The organism is Dongia deserti (genome assembly GCF_003574735.1).
GTDB classification, from domain to species: domain Bacteria; phylum Pseudomonadota; class Alphaproteobacteria; order Dongiales; family Dongiaceae; genus Dongia_A; species Dongia_A deserti.
The window spans coordinates 29,580-50,158 of sequence record NZ_QORW01000006.1 but is presented as its reverse complement, the minus strand read 5'-3'; the positions used below and the strand labels follow the sequence as shown (position 1 = coordinate 50,158).

The window sequence follows — 20,579 nt, the reverse complement described above, 5'->3', positions numbered from 1 at the left end:
CGCGTCAGGCGTCGTTTGCGAACACCCGGACTAGGCGCAAGGCCGGGATGCCGGTCGCCACCCGCTTCAGGCTGCGGCGCGACCACAACAGAGCCCACAAAGACAACGGCAGAACGGTGAAGGTGCCAGCCGGAACCGGAGGCACATGGCGCGGGCTGCGCTTGTTCGAGGAGCTGTGCATTTTTCATCCCAGTCCGCCCCACCCCTGATCCAATAAAGAGCACGCCGGCGGACCTTTGGGGACGGGGATGGTCCGCCGGCGCGGCGTCGTAACGCCCCATTTGGGAATCCCCCGAATGGGATTCGGACGCCAAGGCAATCGCAAACTTAGGGTTTGGGAAAAACCCACAGCGGAAAACGTTGGGGGACGTCTTCGCTGCCCTAGAGATGTAGGGAATGCGGGGCAAAATGTTTGTGACGGGGCGCACAGTCGGTGCGACAAAGCCGTGATAATTCGTTATCTGTTAATAACGAATGGAAAAGTTAATGGTTTCCACGGCTAGAACGCCTCGGCGGGCAAGGCCATTAAGGTCTGGCTTCCTGACGTTAATGTCGCGAAGAGCGTGTTCGTCTCCGGCAGCAGGCGCGTCATGAAGAAGCGCGCACAGACCAGCTTCGCCTCGTAGAACGGCGCCTTTTCGCCCGCCTGCTTCCGCAGCGCGATCTCGGCCATGCGGCACCACATGTAAGCAAGCGCAACCAGCGCAAATAGGCGCAGATAGTCCGTCGCGGCAGCACCCGCCTCCTCCGGATTCTTGAGGCCGGCTTGCGCCAGCCAAGCGGTCGCCTGCTGCAATTTGGCGAAGGCCTTCATGCTGGGTAGGGCAAACTCCACCATCTCCGGCTTCTCTGCCGCAGCTTCCAAGTAGGCGCCGACGGGATGGAAGAAGCGGCGCAGCAAGCGCCCCATGCCGAGCGACAATTTGCGTCCCACCAGGTCCAGCCCTTGGATGCCGTTCGTACCTTCGTAGATCTGGGTGATGCGCGCATCGCGGACGAGCTGCTCCATGCCCCATTCGCGGATGTAGCCGTGGCCGCCGAACACCTGCACGCCGAGATTGGCGGCATGGAAACCATGATCGGTGAGGAAGGCCTTCACGACCGGTGTCAGGAGGGCAACCAGGTCATCCGCTTCCTGCCGGCGCTTTTCGTCCGGATGGTGCCGCGAGATGTCGAGCTCCATGCCGACCCAGTAGCTGACGGCACGGCATCCTTCTGTCAGCGCGCGCATGGTGAGCAGCATGCGCCGCACGTCCGGATGGACGATGATCGGATCGGCCGGCTTGTCGGGGAACTTGGCGCCGCTCAGCGCGCGCATCTGCAGCCGGTCCTTGGCGTACATGACCGCGCCCTGATAGGCGGCTTCGGCAATGCCGAGGCCCTGCATGCCGACGGCAAGCCGCGCCGCGTTCATCATGGTGAACATCGCCGACATGCCCTTGTTGGGCTGTCCCACCAGCCAGGCGGTTGCGCCATCGAAGTTCATGACGCAGGTGGCCGACGCCTTGATGCCCATCTTGTGCTCGATCGAGCCGCAGCGCACCGCATTGCGCGGCCCTGCCTCGCCGGACGTGTTCGGAATGAATTTGGGGCACACGAACAGCGAGATGCCGCGGATGCCGGCGGGCGCATCAGGCAGCCGCGCAAGGACGAGATGCACGATGTTGTCGGTCAGGTCATGCTCTCCGGCGGAGATGAAGATCTTGGTGCCGGTGATCTTGTAGCTGCCATCCGCATCCGGCTCTGCCCTGGTCTTGATGAGGCCGAGATCGGTGCCGCAATGCGGTTCCGTCAGGCACATGGTGCCCGACCAGGTGCCGGCCACTAGCTTCGGCAAATACGTCGCCTTTTGCTCCGACGTGCCGTGCAATGCGAGCGCGTTATAGGCGCCGTTGGAAAGACCGGGATACATGCCGAAGGAAAGATTGGCCGAGCAGATCATCTCTTCGACCGCGAAATTGACGACCTTGGGTAAGCCTTGCCCGCCAAATTCCGGATCGCACGGCAGGCCGGTCCAGCCGCCTTCGATGAATTTCGCGTAGGCTTCCTTGAAGCCCTTGGGCGTCGTCACCGTGCCGTTCTCGTAGTGGCACCCCTCTTCGTCGCCCGAGTGATTGATCGGCTGCAGCTCGTTGGCGGCGAACTTGCCCGCCTCTTCCAGCACCGCCTCGACAACGTCCTGCGTCGCGTCGCCGAAACCCGGCAGCTCCGCCAGCTTGTCGGCGCCGAGCAGTTCGAACAGGACAAAGCGCATATCGTCCAGAGGTGCGGTGTAGGTCGGCATGCTTGGTCCCTAGTTCCTCAGCGGCTTTCCAGTCGTCAGCATGTGTTCCATGCGCGCCAAAGTGGGCTCGGTCTTCACCAACTTCATGAAGGCGGCGCGCTCGAGCTTCATCACCTGGTCCTCGGTCATGATCTCCGTGTGATCGGCCTTGCCGCCGCTCAAGACTTCCGCGAGCGCGTCAGACACCGTCACATCGTGCGCTAGTGCCTTCCCCTGCAAGGCGAAGCCGTGCACGACCAGGTTCAAGCCAGTCTTGCCGGTCGGTCCGGGCAAGCGCAGCTCCGCCGGCTTGGGCGGTTGATACCCGTCGGCCAGCATCTTCAATGCACGCGCCTTCGCATCCGCAAGCAGGCGATCGCGATTCATGGTGATGCCATCACTGGTGCGCAGGAACTTCAGCTCCTTCGCTTCCGCCGCGGACTTGGCCACCTTGGCGAGCGAGATGGTCTCGAACGCAACAGCAACTGGCGGCATCGGACCTTTTGGATCCTTTGGACCTGGCTGAGCGCGGATCAGCATCTCCTTGCAGCCACCCCAGCCCGGGATGACACCGACGCCGACCTCAACTAGGCCGATATAGGTTTCCGCATGGGCTTGCACCGCGCTGGCATGCAGCACTGTCTCGCAGCCGCCGCCGAGCGCCATGCCGCTGGGCGCGGCCACGACCGGGAACGGCGCGTATTTCATTGCCTTCATCACCGCCTGGCCCTGGCCGATCAGATCATCGATCATCGGCCACAGCCCGACATTCGCGGCGAACAGCGCGAGCCCGACATTGGCCCCGACGGAGAAATTCTCCGCCTCGTTATGGATCACCAGCGCCTTCATCTTCTTGCCGACGTGATCCAGCGCCTGCTTCATCAGGCCAAGGGAGTCCGAATCGAGCGCGTTCATCTTGCTGTGGAACTCGAGGCAGGCGACGCCATCGCCGATATCCCATAGCGACGCCGAGATATTCTTGAGGATCGGCTTGGAGATCAGCTTGATATCGGACAATAAGAGCACACCGTCCGCGCGCTCGACTGGATGATAGGCGCCATCGGTGCCGAGATAATTCAGCTTTCCACCCTCGACCTTGTAGAAGCCACCCGCCTTGGCCGCGCTGTCCAGAAATGCCGGTACGTCGATCTTCTCACTACGCAGACGTTCGACAAACCAGGCCGCGCCCATCTGGTCGATCATCTCGAACGGGCCGCGCTTGAAATTGAAGCCGGTCTTCATCGCCTGGTCGACTTCGACGATGTTATCCGCGATCTCCGGCACCAGCGACGCCGCATAGGTCAGCAGGCGTGACAGCACGGACCAGGCATATTGCCCACCCCTGTCTTGGTGCGAGACCAGGACCTTTAGCCCGCCTTTTGCCGCATCAGCGGAGTCGAGCCGCGCCTCGCGCGAGGTCGCGTAGGCGCCTGTTTTCAGGTCGATCGATTCCTTGACGCGCCCGCCGCCATCCGTGTTGAGGCGATAGAAGCCACCCTTGCCCTTCCGGCCGGTGTAGCCTTCGGCGATCATCTTCGTCAGCAGCGGCCAATCGCGCCGAAGCTTGACGTATGGATCATCGGCCTTCAGCGAGGCCGCCATGCTCAGGTCCACGTGCGGCATCAGGTCGAGGCCGACCAGATCGAGCAGCCCGAAGATGCCGGTCTTGGGCGCGCCGATCGGGCGGCCCATGATCGCATCGGCCTCTTCGACCGTGAGGCCGAGATCGAGGGCCGCCGTGACCGCCGCCTGCATCCAATAGACGCCGATCCGGTTGGCGACGAAGCCGGGGGTGTCCTTGGCATGGACGATGGTCTTGCCCAGCATGATGTCGCCGAACTCGGTGATCTGCTGGATGGCCTCGGGCCGCGTCTTCGACCCACCCACCACTTCCAGCAAGCGCATGTAACGCGGCGGATTGAAGAAGTGCGTGATGCAAAAGTCCTGCGCGAAGCTATCCGGCAGGCCCACGATCAGCTGTGCCAGTGGAATCGTGGACGTGTTGGATGAGACGATCGAGCCTTTCTTCCGCTTCCCCTCGAGCTTGCGATAGAGATCCTGCTTTAGGTCCACGCGCTCGATGATCGCCTCGACGATCCAGTCGATGTCGGCGAGTTGCTCCAGATCGTCTTCGATATTGCCGGGCGCAATCAATTTCGCGGCCGACTTCGACATCAAAGGCGCCGGGTCGGCCTTCAGCAGCTTGTCGATCGAGGCCTTGGCAATGACGCTGCTATCCGCCGCATCCTTCGGCACGATATCGAGCAGCAGGACCGGCACGCCGGCATTGGCGATCTGGGCGGCGATGCCACTGCCCATCACGCCGGCGCCGACAACGCAGGCTTTTTTGATTGTCATGCCGCCTCCAGGATGGTGGCGATCCCCTGCCCGCCGCCGATGCATTGGGTGGCGAGCGCGAACTGCTTGCTCTCGCGCTTCAGGAGGGCCGCCGCCTTGCCAGTAATGCGGGCGCCGGTCGCGCCGAGCGGATGACCAAGCGCAATGGCCCCACCGTCGATGTTGGTCTTGTCGAGGTCGATCTTGAGGTCGCGCATGCAGGCGATGGCCTGCGAGGAGAAGGCCTCGTTCAGTTCGACGATGTCGATGTCCTTGATGGTGAGGCCGGCGCGCTTCAGCGCCCGCTCGGTCGCGGCGACCGGGCCGATCCCCATGATCTCCGGCGTGCAGCCGACGACCGCGCTGGACTTGATGCGCGCCAGCACCTTGAGACCGTTTGCCTTGGCGTAGTCCTCCGACGTCACGAGGCAGGCCGAAGCGCCGTCGGTCAGCGGCGACGAGGTGCCAGCCGTGACGCTGCCTTTCTCATCAAAGGCAGGCTTCAGTCCGGCCAGCGCTTCCAGCGAGGTCTCCTCGCGGATGCAGCCGTCGCTCACCACCTTCTCCTTGCCGGCATGGATGGCGATGATCTCGTCGGTAAGCTTGCCAGCCTGGCGCGCGGCCGTCGCCAGCCGATGGGATCGGACCGCGAACTCCTCCTGCTCCTTGCGCGCGATCTGGTACTTTTTCGCGACATTCTCCGCAGTCTCGCCCATCGACATATAGCCGCCCTTGACCTTCTCCGCGAGCGCGGGGTTTGGCATGGGATTGAAACCCATGATCGGCACGCGGCTCATGGATTCGATGCCCGCGCAGATGAAGGCTTGGCCCGAACCCATCGCGATCGCGCCCGCCGCCATGTGAATCGCCTGCATCGACGACCCGCAGAAACGGTTGAGGGTGGCGCCCGCGACCGTCTGCGGCAGGCCCGCGATCATGCTGATGAGGCGCGCGACGTTGAGCCCCTGTTCCGCTTCAGGAAAGGCGCAGCCCAGGATCAGGTCCTCGACATCGTCCGGCTTCACCCCAGTCTTCTCGATGAGGCCCTTTATCACCGTCGCCGCGAGATCATCGGGTCGCACCTTCGTGAGCGCGCCCTTGCCCGCGAAATGGAAGGGGGAGCGAACGTAGCCGGCGATCACCGCCTTGCTCATGGATTTGTCTCCGTCTGCAGGGCCTCCTTGGCCCGTTCTTCTTCAATCAGCACTTTCTTCTGGATTTTGCCCACCGCGGTCTTGGGCAGTTCGGCGCGGAATTCGACGATCTTCGGCATTTCGATCGGCGAGAGCTTGTCCTTCAGGAAGTGGCCTAGTTCTTCAGTGGTGAGCGTCTCGCCCGTCTTCAAGGCGACCACCGCCTTGACCGTCTGTCCGCGATAGGAATCGCCGACTCCGATCACCGCGCACTCCTTCACGGAGGGATGCGCATAGATCGCCTCCTCCACGTTGCGCGGATAGACCTTGAAGCCGGAGGCAATGATCATCTCCTTCAGCCGATCGGTGATGAAGACGTAACCATCCTCATCGATTCGCCCGACATCACCGGTATGGAGCCGCCCGTCGATGATGGTCTCCGCCGTCGCGTCAGGCCGGTTCCAATAGCCCAACATCACCTGCGGTCCCTTGAAGGTCAGCTCACCGATCTCACCCGGCGGAAGGACAGTCTTGCGGTCCTCGAGCGACACGATCTCGCAGATCGTCGCCGGCACCGGCAAGCCGATGGACCCCGCTTTGGACGCCGAAGGTGGATTGACGCAGGTGACAGGCGAGCATTCCGACAAGCCATATCCCTCGACGATATGGGCGCCGGTGCGTCGTTCGAAATCCTGGCGCACTTCCATCGGCAGTGGCGCGCCGCCGGAAATGATCATCTGGATCGAACTCAAATCGTAACTGTCGATGCCCGGCGTGCTCAGGAGCGCGGTGAAGAGAGTCGGCACCGCGCAGAAGGCGGTCGGCTTCTTCCTGTCGATCAGCTTCAGCAGCGCCTCGGGCTGGAACCGCGGCACCAGCACCATCTCCGCCCCCACCGACAAGGACCAGTTCATGACGCAGGTCATGGCGAAGGCATGGAACAAGGGCAGGATCGCGAGCGAGCGCACGGCAGCCGTGGGATAGTTGCTGAACCACAGGCTCACCTGCTGCGCATTGATATCGACATTGGCGTGCGTCAGGGCAGCACCCTTCGCAACACCGGTAGTGCCGCCGGTATATTGCAGCAACGCCAAGGTCGTAACGGGATCGATGGCAGGCGGCGTCACATGGCCGTCATTGTCGGTCAGCTCCTCGAACGGAATGAAATGGACGTCGTCATCGGTCTTGGCCAGCTGCTTGGCCATGGCAAACGGCGCGAGCAGGCGCTTGGCAAAGGGCAGCGCCTTGGGTAGCGAGCAGACGATGATGCGCCTGAGCGGTGTGCGCTCGAATTGCGGGCGCAGCTTGCCGACCAGGCCCTCCAGCCCCATCGTCACCATGATGGTGACACCGGAATCGATGATCTGATGCTCGATCTCCCGGTCGGCGTACAGCGGGCTGAAGTTCACGACCACGCCACCGGCCTTGAGGATTCCGTAATAGCTGGTCACGAAGTAGGGACAATTGGGCAGGAACAGCCCTACGCGATCGCCGGGTTTCACGCCGAGATCGATCAGGCCGCGCGCAAACCTGTCGCTAAGCTGCCGGATTTCGGTGAAGCTCCAGCGCCGATCGAGGAAATCGATGCAAGGCTTCGGGCCATAGTGCCCGGCCGCCTCATCCAGCAAGCGGTAGAGCGGGCGTGGGGTGAACCTGGTGTGCCAGTCGATGCCCGGCGGATAGGATCTCAGCCAGGGCCACGACGCTGCCGGTTTCGACGAAACATGTGTCATTCGGCCTCCTGGCCCACCATGGGCCGGCGCGGCGCGGCTATGGTCGCATCCTGTTAGATAATAGACAAATGTTTGGTTAACAGAGGCCAGTAATCAGTCACTGCCACCGCCGCATTGCGCGCTCGGCCGCTGCGGCGACGAAGCGGCGGGGCAGGAAGCGCGCCGCGGCAGTCGCCAGATAGGTCGCGGGACCGACCACATGGACCACGCGATGGCCGAGTGCCTGCAATCCTTGCCGCGCCACCCGTTCGGCGTCATCCAGCTGCGGCAAGTTGGCGCGGTTCACGTTTGCCCGCTCGAAAAACCGCGTCCGGGTCGCGCCGGGACAGAGCGCCAGGATATCGATCGGGTCGTCTGACAATTCCTCTGCCAAAGCCTCGGCGTAGTGCAGCAGGAACGCCTTGCTGGCGGCATAGGTCGCGAACAAGGGAATGGGCAGAAAAGCAGCGGCGCTGGCGACGAAGATCACGCCGGCGCGCTGCCCGCCCTCCGCGCGCTTCAGCATTCCGGGCAACAAGGCGCGGGTCAGCTCCACCGGCGCAACCATGTTGAGCTGCGCCATCTCGCTTTCCCGCTCCGGCGGATTGTCCGCCACCCGGCCCAGATATCCGATGCCGGCATTGTTGATGAGGAGGTCGATTGGCTGCCCCTCAGCGAAGCCGAGTACCGCCCGCCGCCCCTCCGCCGTCACCAGATCGGCGGCGATGCTGCGCACCGTGCGATCGGCATTTGCCAGCTCCCCGGCCAGATGCGTGAGGCGCATCCGGTCGCGACCGGTCAGCAGCAGGGATGTGGATCTGGGCAGGGCGCGCGCGAACGCTTCGCCAATCCCGCTGGACGCGCCGGTGATCAGAGCACAACGATATGTCATTCGACCCCTCTCGAATTCGCGCGCCAAGATAGGCCATGCCGCAAATTCGCACCATTGGCGCATTGCAATTCAACGGGTCCTGTGGAACATCGCCTGCTGCTTCACATTGGAGGATCCGAATGCCCAAGTTCCGCACCCTCGATGACCTCTCTGTGACCGGCAAGCGCGTGCTGGTGCGCTGCGACCTCAATGTCCCGATGAAGGACGGCAAGGTCACCGACGCGACCCGCATCGAACGTTCGGCAGAAACCCTGAAGGAATTGAGCGGCAAGGGTGCTCGGATCATCGTGCTGTCGCACTTCGGCCGACCCAAAGGCAAGCGCGCGTCAGAATTCTCCCAGGCGCCGCTGGTCGAGCCGCTGGCCAAGGCATTGGGCCGCAAGGTCGCCTTTGCCGACGATTGCATCGGCCCGAGCGCCGAACAGGCGGTCAAGGCGCTCAAGGACGGCGATGTCCTGCTGCTGGAGAACCTGCGCTTCCACAATGAGGAGGAAGCGAACGACACGGGCTTTGCGAAGCAGCTGGCCGCGCTCGGTGATCTCTATGTGAACGACGCCTTCTCCGCCGCCCATCGTGCCCATGCTTCGACGGAAGGTGTCGCCCATCTGTTGCCGGCGGCGGCGGGACGCCTGATGCAGGCGGAACTCGATCATCTGCAGGCGGCGCTCGATGATCCCAAGCGCCCGGTGATGGCGATCGTCGGTGGCGCCAAGGTCTCCACCAAGCTGGACCTGCTCGGCAACCTGGTGAGCAAGGTGGACCGGCTGGTGATCGGCGGCGGCATGGCCAACACCTTCCTGTTCGCGCAGGGTGCGGAGATCGGCAAATCCCTGGCGGAGCGCGAGATGGCCGACACCGCGCGCGAGATCCTGAGCAAGGCGCAAGCCAGGAAGTGCAAGATTCTGCTGCCCGCAGATGCCGTGGTGGCGACCGAGTTCAAGGCCAACCCAACGGTCGCGACGATCGCAGCCACGGCCGTGCCGAGCGACAAGATGATCCTCGACGTCGGGCCGAAGACGGTCGAAGCAATCGTTGCCGAGATGAAGACCTGCAAGACTCTGGTGTGGAACGGCCCGCTCGGTGCTTTCGAGACGCCGCCCTTCGAGCGCGCAACCGTCGCTGTCGCGAAGGAAGCCGCGTCGCTCACCGGAGCCAAATCCCTGCTGTCGGTCGCGGGCGGCGGCGATACGGTCGCGGCATTGGTGGCAGCAGGCGTGGAGGAGCAATTCTCCTATGTCTCGACAGCTGGCGGTGCGTTCCTGGAATGGCTGGAAGGCAAGGAACTGCCTGGCGTCGCGGCCCTGGCGCAGAAGTGAAATAACAGGGGCGCGCTAAGGCCGGCCGCGCTTGCCGCCTTTTCCGTCCTTGCCGTCGCGGCCGGGCTTGCCCGCCTTGCCGACATCGGGCCGCGTTCCATCGGGAGGCGAACCAGAGGACAGCGAACGTGCCTTGGCAAGCACGGAAAGATGGCTCAATCCGTCGGCGGAGAGACCTGCACCGGCGAGAGCGCCGGCCAACGTTGCGTCCATCGCGGCAATCTTGGCCGGCAACGCGCCGACGGGCAAGGCAGCGGCAATGCGCGGGTCCGTCGGCACGCCGGCGTCGCTGACCGTCAGCGACTGGCCGGCGCCGACCTGCTTGCGCTCGCCATTGTTGCCAAGGACCTCGACAGCGCCGTGGCGTACGAGCAGATATGTCACACCAGTATCGTCCACCGCCAGGTCGAACTCTGTCCCGCGGACGGCGAGCGTCGCGCTGGGTGTGGAAACCTTGTAGGCGGGCTTCTGCATCGTCCCGGTCGAGAACCGCAGCGCGCCGAATTCCAGCGTGAGATCCAACACGCCGGCGGCGCCCGGATCGAACACGAACTCGTCCAGCCTCACACGTGCGCGCTCGCCGATCGCCAGTTCCGTCTCGTCGACGAACTGGATGACGGCAGCGGAGCTACCCTGGGTCGCGATGAGTTCCTGGTACCGCACCTCGTCCGCGGTCGCGAGACGGCGGTTCGCAACAGCGGTCTCGGCTGAGACATCCGCGACGACGACACGCGCGGTGCCAATCGCGACCTCCGCGCGCGCCACCACCGGCCATAGCGTCAGGGCAGCGAAAGTGAGCGCAACGAGCTCGATCCGGGAATATTGTCGGGCATACATGGCTTCATTACACCCATGCCCGCCTTAAGAAAGAGTTCATGGGCTTGCCACGCCGCACCTGGTTCGCCAGACTGTTCCAATGTCTGAAAAGACCAACATTGTCCCCGCGCCGCAACACGGCACCAACTTCATCAGCGCCATCCCGGAAGGCGACACGCGCACGCGCCAGGTGTGCGCCGAGTGCGGCTTCATCAACTACGAGAATCCGAAGATCGTCGTCGGCTCGGTCTGTCATTGGGGCGAGCGCATCCTGATGTGCCGGCGCGCCATCAATCCGCGCCGCGGGCACTGGACCTTGCCGGCGGGATTCCTGGAGCTGCACGAAACGACCACGGCCGGCGCGGCGCGCGAGGCATGGGAGGAAGCGTGCGCGAGGATCGAAATCGAGACATTGCTCGCTGTCTATACGGTCCCGCGCATCAGCCAGGTCCAGCTCATGTATCGTGCGCGGCTGTTGACTGACGAGATCAGCGCCGGGCCGGAGAGCCTGGACGCTCGCCTGTTTGAGTTCGACGAAATCCCCTGGAGCGACATCGCCTTCCCTTCGGTGCACTGGGCCCTACACCAGTTCCAGGAAAGCCGGCACCTTGACAGCTTCGCGGCTTATACCAACCCGCCGGGCGAGACGGGCGACTTCTAGCAGCGCTCACACCTTCGTTGGCGCTGCAATTCCAGGCGCGATCAACTGTTTACACAAGGAAATTCCTTGGGACAGTCTTGCCTTGGATCAGCCATTTGCCGCCGCTTCAGAACTGAACCCGCGCGAGACCGCGTCCCAGGTCTTGCATCGCCTCAGCATCGGCAAGCCGGAGGACAAGGTCTCGCTCGGCGAGATGCTGGATGTGCTGGGCGAGCGCGGCTTCGGCGTATTGCTGATCGCGTTTGCCGTGCCGAACCTGCTGCCGTTTCCCGGCGTGCCAGGCGTCAGTTTCGTTACCGGCATGGCAATCCTCTACATCGCCATCCAGCTCATACTGGCAAAGGACGAGCCCGCGTTGCCGAAATGGATCGGCCAGAAGAGCTTCACGCGCGGCCAGCTCTCGCGTTTCATCGTGAAGACCAACCCATTCCTGCGCTGGCTGGAGAAACCAATACGGCCGCGCTGGACGCCGGCCGTCGTGGGGATCGGGGAGCGCGCGATTGGCGTGGTGGCTCTGATCCACGCGCTGACGCTGGCGCTGCCGATCCCCATGGGCAATCTGCCGCAAGCCGTCGCGCTCATCCTGTTCGCCCTCGCGCTGATCGAGCTCGATGGGTTGATGGCAGTCCTCGGCTATCTCGCTTCCATCGCAGCCATCGCCTGGTTGACGGCGGTCGTGTTCGGAATCGGCAAGATCGCGTTCGCGATGTTTGGCTAGCGCGGCCGCGGCTTCGCCCGCGCCGTCGGCTCCGCCTGCAGGGGATCGTTGGGCCAGTAGTGCTTCGGATATTGGCCTTTGAGGTCCGCCTTCACCGCGCGATAGGAGTTGGCCCAGAAGCTCTTGAGGTCGCGCGTCACCTGGACGGGCCGCCGCGCGGGGGAGAGTAGATGCAACAACACCTGCACCTTGCCGCCCGCGATCGCGGGCGTGTCCGTCGCGCCGAACATCTCCTGCAAGCGCACCGCCAGCACCGGCACCTCGCCCGACTGATAATCGAGCGGCACGCGCGAGCCGCTGGGCACGACCAGATGGGTCGGCGCCAGCGCGTCGAGAGCCTGGCGCTGCTTCCAGTCGAGCTGCGACAGCAGCGCATCCATGAGATCAACATTGGCAAGATGCGCGCGGCGCGTCATGCCGGAGAGACAGGGCGCCAGCCAATCCTCCAGGCTCGCCAGCAGCGCTTCATCGCTGAGATCGGGCCAGTCCCCGCTGGTTCGGCGCAGGAAGGCGATGCGCGCCTGCAGGTTGCGCGCGTTGTCGGTCCAGGGCAGCACGGCCAATCCCATCGCACGAATGCCTTTGATCATCGCCGCGATCACCCGATCGGACGGCGGAGCCTTCAGCGGCTTCTCATCCAGCACCAGCGACCACAGCCGGCGTTCGCGCTTCGCCTCCACCATTTCGGCGCGCGGATTCCAGGCGAGCACATCTTGCTCTTTGATCGCGTCGGCGAAATCCTCCTCGATCTCAGCCAGTGCGATCGGCGCTGCCAGGAAGATTCGAGCCTCGCGCGCTTCCCCATCCAGAGACCCGACCGCCAGGAAATCCTCAGCCGCAAGCGGGTCGTGCGCTCGGAGCATGGCACCGCGGCCGTTGCTGAGGCGGAACTGGCCCACGCCGCCGCGCTTCTGTGCCAGGCGATCGGGATAAGCGAGCGCCAGCACCTGCCCGCACTGCGCGATCGACGATTCCGCCTCCTTTTTCACGCCGAGTTGCCGCCGCCAATCCAGCGCCGATTGCCAGACACGAGCGCGCTGATTGCGATCGAGCGCCGGATCATTCGACTCGCGCCGAAGCAGTTGCACGCGATGACGCAGATCGGCGTCGCTCTCGCGCCCCTTGAGCAGGTCGCGCTCGCTCAAGATGGCCGCGATGTCGCAGGCAAGATCACCGAGCCCACGCTCCTTCGCCCGCACCATCATGTGCGCCAGGCGCGGATGCACGCCCAGCTCCGCCATGCGCCTTCCATGCGCCGTCGCCAGGTTGTTCGCATCGATCGCGTCCAGTTGGCGCAGCAGCGTGCGCGCCTGGGCAAGCGCAGCCGCGGGTGGCGGCGTCATCAACATTAGCGAGGTGGAATCTGCGATGCCCCAAACCGCCAGCTCCAGGGCAAGGGGCGCGAGATCTGCGGCTTCGATCTCCGGCGCATCAAATGCGGGCAAGGCCCGCTCGCCGGCCGCGCTCCATAGGCGATAGCACACGCCGGGTTCCGTGCGGCCTGCGCGGCCGCGGCGCTGCGCCGTCGCGGCGAGCGATGCCTTGATGGTGACGAGGCGCGACATGCCGCTGTTGGGGTCGAAGCCCGGGCTGCGCCGCAAGCCGCTATCTATCACTACCCGCACGCCATCGATGGTCAGTGAGGTCTCGGCGATGGAGGTCGCGAGGATGATCTTGCGCCGGCCTAGCGGATCGCGGCGGATCGCCCTGTCCTGCTCCGGCAGAGGCAGATCGCCATAGAGCGGCAGCACGATGGCGCGGTCCTCGCCCCCCAGCCGATCCTGCGTGCGGCGGATCTCGGCTGTGCCGGGCAGGAACGCCAGTACGTCACCGCTTTCCTCGCTGAGGGCGCGGCGGATGGCAGAGGCCATCCGATCCTCCAGCCGCGCATTGGGATCGTCACCCAGGTGGCGCGTGTCGACCGGAAAGGCGCGTCCTTCGCTGCGCAGGCGCCGCGCGCCGGTGATCCGCTGCGCAACGCTTTCGCCATCAAGCGTTGCCGACATCACCACCAGCCGCAGATCCTCGCGCAGGCCGACTTGCGCCTCCAGCGCGAAGGCCAACGCCATGTCTCCTTCGATGGTGCGCTCGTGGAACTCGTCGAACAGGATCGCGGCCACGCCCGGGAGGGCAGGATCACCCTGCAGCTGCCGCAGGAAAAGGCCAGTGGTCACCACCTCGATACGGGTCTTCGGCCCTACCTTCCGGTCCAGGCGCACGCGGTAGCCGACAGTCGCTCCGACCTCCTCGCCCAGCATCGCTGCCATGCGGGCCGCGGCGCCACGCGCTGCGAGCCGACGCGGCTCCAGCACGATGATCTTTCCGCCTTTCGCCCAGGCAGCATCGAGCAGGGCCAACGGCACGCGCGTCGTCTTGCCCGCGCCGGGCGGCGCTTCCAGCACCAGGTTCGGCACAGCCGCGAGCGCCTCCAGAATCTCCGGAACCAACGGCTCGATCGGCAGATCGGTCACAATGCGCGCGCTCATGGCGCGGCACCTTACGGTCTCGATATCCAGTCCGCCAGATAGAACACCACGAGGTAGCGGCCGACCTTTCCGACCGCGACGGGAAGCAGGAAGAACAAGAAGCGCAAGCGCGCAAGGCCCGCGGCAAGGGTCAGCGGATCGCCGATGATCGGCAACCAGGACAGCAGCAGCGACCAAGCGCCGTAGCGCCGGAACCAAAGGCTTGCGCGCGCCAGCCGCGCATTCTCCCGCACCCAGCGCGACTCGGCCGCCCAGCGGCCCAGCGCCCAGTTGATCGTGGCGCCCAACACATTGCCAAGACTGGCCGTGGCAACCAGCATCCAAGGCGCGTAGGCGCCGCTCGCGACCAGGCCGGCCAGAACAGCTTCGGAGGAAGCCGGAACGATCGTCGATGCAATGAGGGCCGCGAGGAAGAGGCCACCGAGGCCAGCGAATTCCAGGCTCATCCAGCGAGATCGTCCAGGATCGGACACTCCGGCCGGTCATCGCCGTGGCAATGGTGCGCCAGATGCTTCAGCGAGCGCACCATCGACTGCATTTCCGCGATCTTGCGCTCGAGATCCGCGATGTGACGTTCCGCCAGATCTTTCACATGGGAGGAGGAGCGCCGGCGATTACGCCACAAAGCAAGCAAAGTGCGTATCGTCTCCAAAGGAAACCCGAGCGACCGCGCGCGCTGGATGAAGCGCAGCGTGTGCACGTCGTTGTCGTCATAGAGCCGGTAGCCTGACTCCGTGCGCTGCGCCTTCGGCAGGAGGCCGATCGATTCGTAGTGCCGGATCATCTTGGCCGAGATGGCGGAGGATTTGGCCGCTTGCCCGATGGTCATTTCCCGGTTCATCGACATCACCATTACGCACCTCCCGAGACTCGGAATCGCCAACGATTGAGACTGAGCGCGTTGGTCACCACGGTGACGCTGCTGAGCGCCATGGCCGCGCCCGCCACGATCGGCGTCAGGCCGCCCATCGCCGCCAGCGGAATCCCCAGCACATTGAACAGAAAGGCCCAGACCAGGTTCTGCACGATCTTGCGCCTGGTCGCGCGCGCCAAGTCGATAGCAGCTGGGGCCAGCAGCGGATCGCCCCGCATCAGCGCAACGCCCGCGGTCTCGATTGCAACGTCGGTGCCGGTCGCCATGGCGATCCCGAGATCGGCAGCCGCCAACGCCGGCGCGTCATTGACGCCGTCGCCCACCATGGCGACGGTTTCACCCTTGCTTTTCAACTCCGTGACCGCACCGACCTTATCTGCCGGGAGCAATTCGGCGCGCACATCGTCGATGCCGATTTCAGCCGCCAGATGACGCGCAGCGGCGACATTGTCGCCGGTCAGCATCAGGGTGCGCACGCCCAGCTTATGCAAAGCCGCCAAGGCCTGCTTCACGCTCGCCTTTGGCGCATCGCCGAAGGCCAGTGCCGCGAGCGCGCGCTTGGCATCGACGTCAGCGAGATAGGAGACGGAATAGCCCTGGGCTTGCAACCTCGTCGCAGCCGCGCTCAAGGCGGCAAGGTCGATGCCCTGCTCTTGCATCAGGCGCCCGTTGCCGAGCAACAGGCTGCGTCCGTCCGCGCAGCCGGCGACTCCGCGTCCGGGCAACGTGCGCAGGTCTGACATCGTCAGCGGCGTGACGTGCGCCGCAGCTTCGGTCACCGCGTGCGCCAACGGGTGATTGGCGCCCTGCTGCAAACCGGCGGCAAGCGCCAGGAGGCGGTCGCGCGGCAGACCTTCCGTCGTCACGATATCGGTCAGGTGCGGCTTGCCGACGGTCAGCGTGCCGGTCTTATCGAATGCCATGATGGTGGTAGCGCCGGCCGTCTCTAGCGCGACGGCATCGCGGATCAGGATGCCGTTCTTCGCACCGACTCCTGTCCCCACCATGATGGCGGTCGGCGTCGCCAGGCCCAGCGCACAGGGACAAGCGATGACCAGGACCGCGACAGCGTGCAGGATCGCCGGCTCCCACCCATGCCCGGCAATCACCCAGCCCGCGACCGTCATCGCGGCGATGACCAGAACCACCGGCACGAACACGGCGCTGATCTTGTCCACCAGGCGCTGGATGGGGGCCTTGGCACCTTGCGCCTCCGCCACCATGCGCACAATGCGGCTCAGCATGGATTCCGCGCCGATGGCGGTCACGCGCACCAGCAGCAGGCCGTCGCCGTTGACCGCGCCGCCGATCACATGATCGTCCAGCTCGACATCCACTGGCTTGCTTTCTCCAGTCAGCAGCGACTGGTCGACGGCGGATCGCCCCTCCGCCACCACGCCGTCCGCCGCGATGCGGCCGCCCGGCTTCACCACCAGCAGCTCGTTCAGACGCAAAGCGTTGACGGCAACAACCACATCCTGCCCATCGCGCCGCACCAAGGCCTCGGTCGGACGAAGCGATTCGAGCGCCTCCAGCGCTTTCAAGGTGCGGCGCTTGGCCCGCGCCTCCAGCCATTTGCCGAGGCGCACCAGCACGATGATGACCGCCGCCGTTTCGAAATAGAGGTGAACGGTCCCGGTCGTCATCAGATGGAGGCTGAGGCCGAAGGCAGCACTGGTGCCGAGGGCCACCAGCACATCCATGTTGGCCGTTCCGCCACGCAACGCCTTCCACGCGCCGCGATAGAATGGGGCGCCCAGCCAGAATTGCACCGGCGCCGCCAGCGCCAATTGCCACCAGGCCGACAGCATGACGTGACGGTCGAGCAGCGCCCCCAGCATCGGCACGATCAAGGGAGTCGTGAGCGCAACGCCCGCCAGGATCCAGGCCAATTCGCGCCGCAGCTTGCCCTGATCCTCCGGCACGCCGCCATGGTCGACCGGACGCGTGCCGTAGCCGGCCTTGGCGATCGCCGCCTCGATCGCGGCGGGCGTGACGCGCGCGTCGCCCTCGATCCACGCGATCTCGGTCGCGAGGTTGACGGTGGCGGCGGCAACGCCGGGCACGCGCTTTAAGACCCGCTCGATACGGCCGACGCAGGCTGCGCAGGTCATGCCGGTGACGCCGATGGTGACATGACGGTCGGCGGCACGCGGCGATTGGACGGAGGTTTGTGCCGGAGCGGCAGCTTCCAAGGATGTCATGGTGCCTAGATGGACCTTACCATCATTGGAAGGTCAAGCGCGATTTTGCCGCGGCCGCTTCCCTTGACCTTCCCATGATGGGAGGGTCCATATTGCGGACATCTGGATCCGAGGAGCCACCCATGATGAAGCTGAAAGTATCGGGCATGACCTGCGGCGGCTGCGCCAAATCCGTGGAGCGCGCGATTACCGCGGCTGCTCCGGGCGTCAAGGTCACCGTCGACCTGCAGTCGGGCGAGGTCGCGATCGACGGCGCTACCGCCAAGCAGACCGTGGTCAGCGCAATCGAGGACGCCGGCTTCGACGTGGTTGGAGAGGCGGCTTAGCCACCCCTCCTAGCCACTAACTTCGCCTATTTTGCTGCCTGCGCGATTCGCTCCGCCGCAGGAAACAAGTGGGCGGCGTGGGTGATCGCGCCGCCAGCCCGCATCACCGCCGCGAGCATTGCAGTCTCCGCCAGTTCCAGATCGGTTGCACCGGCACTGCGCGCTTCTTTGCTGTGGATCTCGATGCAATAGGGGCACTGGGTGGTGAGCGCCACAGCCACCGCGATCAGCTCTTTCACCTTGCGCGGCAAGGCACCCTCAGCGAGCGCAGCGTCACCAAACGCATCGAAAGCCGCCATTGTGTCAGGGATTGTACGCTTGAGGGCGGATAGGCGGGCCAAGTTCTTCATCTCGTACATCGGGGCATCCTTTCGTTCATAGGCATGGCCTACGATCGAGGATGGGAGCCTGCGAGCCACTCCTCCAATGCCGAACGCGTATGGACTTGTGAACCGACCGATATGGAACTAGCGCGCCTGAAGGCGTTGCATCGCCAGGCGCGCCGCCGCGAAATCCTCGATCGCGGTGCCGACCGACTTGAAGAGCGTCACTTCGTCCGCACTCATGCGGCCCTTGTGCTTGCCGCGGGTCAGATCAGCCAGATCCGCCTTGATCGCCGCCTCGGTGATGAGGCCGGCCTTGAGCGGAATGACCAGGTCGCCGCCCTCTTTGAGCGCACCGGCGCGGGTGTCGCAGAACAAGGATGCCCGGCCGATCGCGGCATCGTCGCTTTCGCGCATCTCGGGCGTAAAGGCGCCGACCAGGTCGAGATGCCCCCCCGATTTCAGCCAGGCGCCACGGATCAGTGGCTCCTTGCTCAACGTCGCGCAGGAGATGAGGTCGGCTTCGCGCGCGCATTGTTCCAGATCGTCGGCCGGCTCCACCGGCAGGCCGAGGGCGGCCAGCTCTCTCACCTTAGCATCACGCTTCTTAGCGTCGCGCGCCCAGAGCTGCACGCGCTTGATGGAATGCTGTGAGCAATGCGCCTCGATCAGCGGCCGGCTGAGCGCGCCAGCCCCGACCATGAGCATGCGCGAGGCATCCGTCCGCGCCAGATAGCGCGCCGCCAGCGCGGAGGCGGCGGCGGTGCGCCGCACCGTCAGGCTGGCCCCTTCGATCAAGGCGCGCGGCTGGCCGGTCGGGCCATCGACCAGCAGGTAGACGGCGTTCACAGCGGGAAGGCCACGCGGCCCGTTGCCGGGTGTGATGGTGGCGAGCTTCATCCCGATCGCCTGCCCCGCTTCCCAGGCCGGCATCAGCAGCAGTGTCTGGTCCGGCTCGCCGTTCGGCATCGGGATCGAATAATGATGACGGACCGGCACGGTCCAATCGGCCGCGAAGCCTTCCGCCAGCGCATCCACCAACGAGGGATAGTCGAGCAAATGCTCGAGCTCCGCCGCACTCACATAAGGAACATCGGTCATGATGCGCCGGACCTTACGATTTCGGCGCCCAGGCTGGAAGAGGCTATCTGGGAAGAGTCTATGTGGGCCGACGCAACCAGTACCACAGGATGACGGCGACCGGCACTGCCAGTGTCAGCCAGGACAAGACATCCCAGATGTCGTCGCCCACAAGGGCCGACACGAGCCCGATGATGCTGACGATGGCGATCGCCAGCGGCGCCGCGAAAACCTGGCGCAGGCTGAGGCGCCCGCCGGGGGCCGATCCGTTGATGGCCATGCTATTGCGCCGCGAGGCGGGCTTCCGCCCGTTCCAGTTCGGCAATTTCCGCCTCGATCGACGAAGAGCGCCGGCGCGCCAGCCATAGATAGACGCCGCTGCCCAGCACGATGATGGTTACGACATCGAGGGCGGCCCACAGGATCTTCAACGGCATGCCGCCATAGTCGCCGAAATGCAATGGCTGAGAGATCAGCAGGACCGTCAGATACCACGGCAGCTCGCGCGTCTCGATCAGCCCGCCAGTCTCGGCATCGACCAGCACAGGCTGGATGAGCCGGGAGGTCAGCGGCGTATCGCCGAGCATGGCGAACATATAGTGGTGATCGGTGGAGAAATCGGTGCCCGGGAACGCCACGAAGTCGGGTTTCATGCCCGGCGCCGCGGCCAACGCCGTCTCCAGCGCACGGTCGACGGAGCCGGGTTCCTGCAACGGCGGCTTGCCCTGGTACGGCGCGGTCATCTCCGCCAGTTGGTCCATGCGCCAGAGCGCCAGCATCGGTTCTGCCAAGGCGTTGATGATTCCGGTTCCGCCCACCACGAACGCCCAAGTGAGCGTCACCACGCCCAGCAGATTGTGCAGGTCGAGCCATTTGGCGCGCGGCGCCTTGTCGTGGCGCACGGTGCCGAAGGTCAGCTTGCGCATGAAGGGCGCATAGAGAACGGTGCCGGAGACGATCGAAACGACGAACAGCAACCCCATGAAGCCGAGGAAGAGTGTCCCGGGCAATCCGGCGAACAGATCGATGTGCAGCGTCACCATCACATACATGAAGCCGGAATTGTAGTTCGGCTCCTTGAGCAGAGCGGCGGTGCGCCCGTCAAACGCCAGGGTCCGGAAATCATCCGGCGCCGAATTTGGCCCCTGCAGGCTTGCATAGACCAGGTTCGGTTCCTCATCGTCCCAGATCAGGTATTTCACCTGTTCGCCCGGATAGAGCCGCTGCGCGGCCGCGACGATCGCATCCGTCCCGGCCGGCGTCGCATTACCTTCGAGCGGCGGCAGGTCAGGCACGTTGCCGGTGGCGTGGTCGATCTCCTCATAGAAGATGATCGGCAGCCCCGTGATGCAGAGCATCAGCAGGAACAAGGTGCAGACGAGGCTTGTCCACTTATGCACCAGATGCCAGGTCTTGATGGTACGTGCCCGCATGCGAC

At 64.7% G+C, this 20,579-nt stretch carries 19 protein-coding genes; 4 read left to right on the top strand and 15 right to left on the bottom strand.

Going from position 1 to position 20,579, the window contains the following annotated elements; genetic code table 11:
• Nucleotides 1-4: 4 nt before the first annotated feature.
• From DTX69_RS30095 to DTX69_RS10605, 6 genes are all read right to left on the bottom strand, one after another.
• Nucleotides 5-181: a hypothetical protein gene (locus DTX69_RS30095; protein WP_162917072.1), complete on the bottom strand. Its 177-nt coding sequence runs from the start codon at nucleotides 179-181 to the stop codon at nucleotides 5-7.
• A gap of 318 nt (nucleotides 182-499) precedes the next feature.
• Nucleotides 500-2,284 (bottom strand): acyl-CoA dehydrogenase C-terminal domain-containing protein, encoded by a 1,785-nt coding sequence (locus tag DTX69_RS10625; protein ID WP_119301523.1) that lies wholly within the window; start codon nucleotides 2,282-2,284, stop codon nucleotides 500-502.
• A gap of 9 nt (nucleotides 2,285-2,293) precedes the next feature.
• Nucleotides 2,294-4,621 (bottom strand): 3-hydroxyacyl-CoA dehydrogenase/enoyl-CoA hydratase family protein, encoded by a 2,328-nt coding sequence (locus DTX69_RS10620; RefSeq protein WP_119301522.1) that lies wholly within the window; start codon nucleotides 4,619-4,621, stop codon nucleotides 2,294-2,296.
• The gene (locus DTX69_RS10615; protein WP_119301521.1) at nucleotides 4,618-5,754 is read right to left on the bottom strand and encodes a thiolase family protein; all 1,137 of its coding nucleotides are present in this window, start codon (nucleotides 5,752-5,754) and stop codon (nucleotides 4,618-4,620) included. The genes DTX69_RS10620 and DTX69_RS10615 overlap by 4 nt, the downstream gene beginning before the upstream one ends.
• Nucleotides 5,751-7,466 (bottom strand): long-chain-fatty-acid--CoA ligase, encoded by a 1,716-nt coding sequence (locus DTX69_RS10610; protein WP_119301520.1) that lies wholly within the window; start codon nucleotides 7,464-7,466, stop codon nucleotides 5,751-5,753. The genes DTX69_RS10615 and DTX69_RS10610 overlap by 4 nt, the downstream gene beginning before the upstream one ends.
• A gap of 97 nt (nucleotides 7,467-7,563) precedes the next feature.
• On the bottom strand, nucleotides 7,564-8,337 hold the full coding sequence (locus tag DTX69_RS10605; RefSeq protein WP_162917071.1) for an SDR family NAD(P)-dependent oxidoreductase: 774 nt from the start codon (nucleotides 8,335-8,337) through the stop codon (nucleotides 7,564-7,566).
• 119 nt (nucleotides 8,338-8,456) lie between these two features.
• Between DTX69_RS10605 and DTX69_RS10600 the strand changes: the two genes are divergently transcribed.
• Nucleotides 8,457-9,653, top strand: a complete 1,197-nt coding sequence (locus DTX69_RS10600; RefSeq protein ID WP_119301518.1) for a phosphoglycerate kinase — start codon at nucleotides 8,457-8,459, stop codon at nucleotides 9,651-9,653.
• 15 nt (nucleotides 9,654-9,668) lie between these two features.
• On the opposite strand, the gene DTX69_RS10595 is transcribed toward DTX69_RS10600, so the two are convergent.
• The gene (locus DTX69_RS10595; protein ID WP_119301517.1) at nucleotides 9,669-10,490 is read right to left on the bottom strand and encodes a FecR family protein; all 822 of its coding nucleotides are present in this window, start codon (nucleotides 10,488-10,490) and stop codon (nucleotides 9,669-9,671) included.
• Nucleotides 10,491-10,569: 79 nt separating this feature from the next.
• On the opposite strand from DTX69_RS10595, the gene DTX69_RS10590 reads away from it, so the two are divergent.
• Nucleotides 10,570-11,130 (top strand): NUDIX hydrolase, encoded by a 561-nt coding sequence (locus tag DTX69_RS10590; RefSeq protein WP_119301516.1) that lies wholly within the window; start codon nucleotides 10,570-10,572, stop codon nucleotides 11,128-11,130.
• Between the two features lie 82 nt (nucleotides 11,131-11,212).
• Nucleotides 11,213-11,848, top strand: a complete 636-nt coding sequence (locus DTX69_RS10585) for an exopolysaccharide biosynthesis protein (RefSeq protein ID WP_162917070.1) — start codon at nucleotides 11,213-11,215, stop codon at nucleotides 11,846-11,848.
• Here DTX69_RS10585 and hrpB read toward each other — a convergent pair.
• Genes hrpB through DTX69_RS10565 form a run of 4 tightly spaced genes read right to left on the bottom strand, consistent with a single transcriptional unit; the run spans nucleotide 11,845 to nucleotide 17,412 of the window.
• A complete protein-coding gene (gene hrpB, locus DTX69_RS10580; protein ID WP_119301514.1) occupies nucleotides 11,845-14,334 on the bottom strand; it encodes an ATP-dependent helicase HrpB in 2,490 nt (829 codons plus the stop codon). The two genes, DTX69_RS10585 and hrpB, sit on opposite strands and share 4 nt — an antisense overlap.
• 11 nt (nucleotides 14,335-14,345) lie before the next feature.
• Complete coding sequence (locus DTX69_RS10575; protein ID WP_119301513.1) at nucleotides 14,346-14,780, bottom strand: YqaA family protein; 435 nt, start codon at nucleotides 14,778-14,780, stop codon at nucleotides 14,346-14,348.
• Nucleotides 14,777-15,187: a Cu(I)-responsive transcriptional regulator gene (gene cueR / locus DTX69_RS10570; protein WP_322090886.1), complete on the bottom strand. Its 411-nt coding sequence runs from the start codon at nucleotides 15,185-15,187 to the stop codon at nucleotides 14,777-14,779. The genes DTX69_RS10575 and cueR overlap by 4 nt, the downstream gene beginning before the upstream one ends.
• Nucleotides 15,187-17,412: a heavy metal translocating P-type ATPase gene (locus DTX69_RS10565; protein WP_119301512.1), complete on the bottom strand. Its 2,226-nt coding sequence runs from the start codon at nucleotides 17,410-17,412 to the stop codon at nucleotides 15,187-15,189. Before DTX69_RS10565 ends, cueR begins: the two co-directional genes overlap by 1 nt.
• Before the next feature lie 122 nt (nucleotides 17,413-17,534).
• On the opposite strand from DTX69_RS10565, the gene DTX69_RS10560 reads away from it, so the two are divergent.
• Nucleotides 17,535-17,738 carry a heavy-metal-associated domain-containing protein gene (locus DTX69_RS10560; protein WP_119301511.1) on the top strand — a complete coding sequence of 68 codons (204 nt, stop codon included), beginning with the start codon at nucleotides 17,535-17,537 and terminating at the stop codon, nucleotides 17,736-17,738.
• A gap of 26 nt (nucleotides 17,739-17,764) precedes the next feature.
• Here the strand turns inward: DTX69_RS10560 and DTX69_RS10555 are convergent, their stop codons facing one another.
• The 4 genes from DTX69_RS10555 to DTX69_RS10540 form a co-directional block, all read right to left on the bottom strand.
• Nucleotides 17,765-18,097, bottom strand: a complete 333-nt coding sequence (locus DTX69_RS10555) for a carboxymuconolactone decarboxylase family protein (protein ID WP_119301510.1) — start codon at nucleotides 18,095-18,097, stop codon at nucleotides 17,765-17,767.
• Between the two features lie 108 nt (nucleotides 18,098-18,205).
• Entirely contained in the window at nucleotides 18,206-19,162 is a 957-nt protein-coding gene (gene lhpI / locus DTX69_RS10550) for a bifunctional Delta(1)-pyrroline-2-carboxylate/Delta(1)-piperideine-2-carboxylate reductase (RefSeq protein ID WP_119301509.1), read from the bottom strand.
• Between the two features lie 58 nt (nucleotides 19,163-19,220).
• Complete coding sequence (locus DTX69_RS10545) at nucleotides 19,221-19,421, bottom strand: hypothetical protein (RefSeq protein WP_119301508.1); 201 nt, start codon at nucleotides 19,419-19,421, stop codon at nucleotides 19,221-19,223.
• Nucleotide 19,422: 1 nt separating this feature from the next.
• Nucleotides 19,423-20,574, bottom strand: a complete 1,152-nt coding sequence (locus DTX69_RS10540; RefSeq protein ID WP_119301507.1) for a PepSY-associated TM helix domain-containing protein — start codon at nucleotides 20,572-20,574, stop codon at nucleotides 19,423-19,425.
• Nucleotides 20,575-20,579: the final 5 nt, after the last annotated feature.